General features: G+C 44.8%; 4 protein-coding genes. 3 read left to right on the top strand and 1 reads right to left on the bottom strand.

Translation table 11 applies throughout. The features are described from left to right. The 3 genes from GCCT14_RS04785 to GCCT14_RS04775 all read left to right on the top strand — a co-directional run. The coding region (locus GCCT14_RS04785; protein ID WP_157952635.1) for a hypothetical protein at nt 1-332 on the top strand (332 nt) is incomplete at its 5' end. Beyond that, nucleotides 329-922, top strand: coding sequence for a translation initiation factor IF-3 (gene infC / locus GCCT14_RS04780; RefSeq protein ID WP_239978385.1), 594 nt, complete (start codon nt 329-331; stop codon nt 920-922). The genes GCCT14_RS04785 and infC, both read left to right, overlap by 4 nt. 9 nt (nt 923-931) lie before the next feature. After that, a complete protein-coding gene (locus GCCT14_RS04775) occupies nt 932-1,192 on the top strand; it encodes a 50S ribosomal protein L35 (protein WP_108624432.1) in 261 nt (86 codons plus the stop codon). Between the two features lie 59 nt (nt 1,193-1,251). Here GCCT14_RS04775 and rplT read toward each other — a convergent pair whose 3' ends face one another. After that, a complete protein-coding gene (gene rplT / locus GCCT14_RS04770; RefSeq protein WP_108624433.1) occupies nt 1,252-1,611 on the bottom strand; it encodes a 50S ribosomal protein L20 in 360 nt (119 codons plus the stop codon). Nucleotides 1,612-1,622 lie beyond the last annotated feature (11 nt).

Below are 1,622 nucleotides of genomic sequence, written 5' to 3'. Positions count from 1 at the left end.
GTGGTGGTGATGCTCTTCTTTCTGTTCCGCGTCGTATTCGACTTTTTACGTGCAGAGAATCGTGTTTTCCCTTTCTTCCTGTTGTTGCTAATAAGTGGAGGGGGGATTCTTTGTTAGTTGAGTGTGCTTCTCAAGTTATGGAGAAAACAGAGTGGTCAGACGTAGGTGATCAGTATGTTTGTCTGGAAGATGAATTGGGTGAGTTTTGTTCTGTTTTGGATGGACGGGTAGGAGGAGATGGAGCCAATTGGAGGAGTGAATCGTTGAGTGACTTTACTTTAAGGAATCAGGTCTGTTTATTAGTGGCAACCATGAGGAGAAAAACGAATTGAACACTATTCCCTTGCGGTCTAATGCGGAAATACGAGTTCGTCTCGTTCGTGTAATCGGTCCAGAAGGTCAGAATTTTGGTTTGATGTCTTCGCGTGATGCCTTGCAGAAGGCATTGGAATTTGGACTTGATCTTGTAGAAGTAGAGCCCCAAAAGGACCCTCCTGTTTGTAAAATTATGGACTTGGGAAAGTTCCGTTACAACAAGAGTCGAAAAGAGAGAGAAAGCCGGAAGAGTCAGCAGAGTGTAAAAGTTAAGGACGTCAAATTAAGACCTAATATTACCCCTCACGATTTAGAAATTAAGATTCGTCGAGCGCGTGAATTTCTAGAGAAGGGGCATAAGGTCCGAATTACTTGTCTTTTTCGTGCTCGAGAGATGGCTCATTCCGAAATTGGGAGGGGCGTGATGCAATCAGCTTGTGAACAACTGACAGATATTTCTCTCGTTGATATGCCGTTGGTAATGATTGGTCGTTCGCTTTCGATTGCGTTGAGTCCAGACTTGAAGAAGAAGAGAGTTCGTGTCGACGAACGAGGTGAAGAGGTTTCGTCTGAAGTTCAGATGAAGAAAGTAGAGGAAGGGGTTTAAAGGATTATCATGCCGAAGATGAAAACTCGAAAAGCAGTTTCCGAAAAAGTTCGTATCACAGGAACAGGAAAATTAAAGCATGCTAGGTGTGGTCGAAGAAAGTTCATGAGCAGTAAGTCTCCGAAGAGGAAGCGGCAGCTCCGTCGCCCTGGTTTTGTGGATTCGGGATTAGAACGAGTCAAAGCAGCAAAAGGCCCTTTCCTACCAAGAAAACGCACACGAAGAAGGCGCAATTCACCTTCGTCAGAAGAAACAAGCGAGAGCTGCTGATCAAAAGTGGCACGCTCTCTAAGAAGAGTCTCTAAAAAGAGAGGGAGAGAAAGAGGCGCTTATAAAGCTAAAGCAGCTTTTGCTTTTGCAGCCAACTGAGCAAAAGCAGACCAATCGTGTATAGCCATTTCAGATAGAAGCTTGCGGTCCAACTCACATCCCATCTTTCGAAGACCAAACATCATACAAGAGTAAGAGAGGCCACAGATTCGGGAAGCAATCCCAATCCGAACAATCCATAAAGAACGAAAATCTCTCTTCCGCAACTTACGATGTTCTGTGGCATACGCCTCGGCTTTCATAACTGCGTTCTTTGTCACGCGAAGATGGTTCTTACGATCTCCCCAAAAGCCTTTGGCTGCCTTTCTTAATTTCTTTTTGCGCCGTTTGCTTGCAACTGCATTCGTTACCCGAACCATTTGTATCGTCG

This window comes from Candidatus Similichlamydia epinepheli, assembly GCF_003056015.1.
Note: the sequence above shows the minus strand (reverse complement) of the source record. Positions and strands in the feature narration are given on the sequence as shown.

What these genes read in the sequence shown, in the direction of transcription:
- GCCT14_RS04775 (WP_108624432.1), top strand. Translation starts at nt 932, where the DNA reads ATGCCGAAGATGAAAACTCGAAAAGCAGTTTCCGAAAAAGTTCGTATC.
- rplT (WP_108624433.1), bottom strand. Translation starts at nt 1,611, where the DNA reads ATGGTTCGGGTAACGAATGCAGTTGCAAGCAAACGGCGCAAAAAGAAA.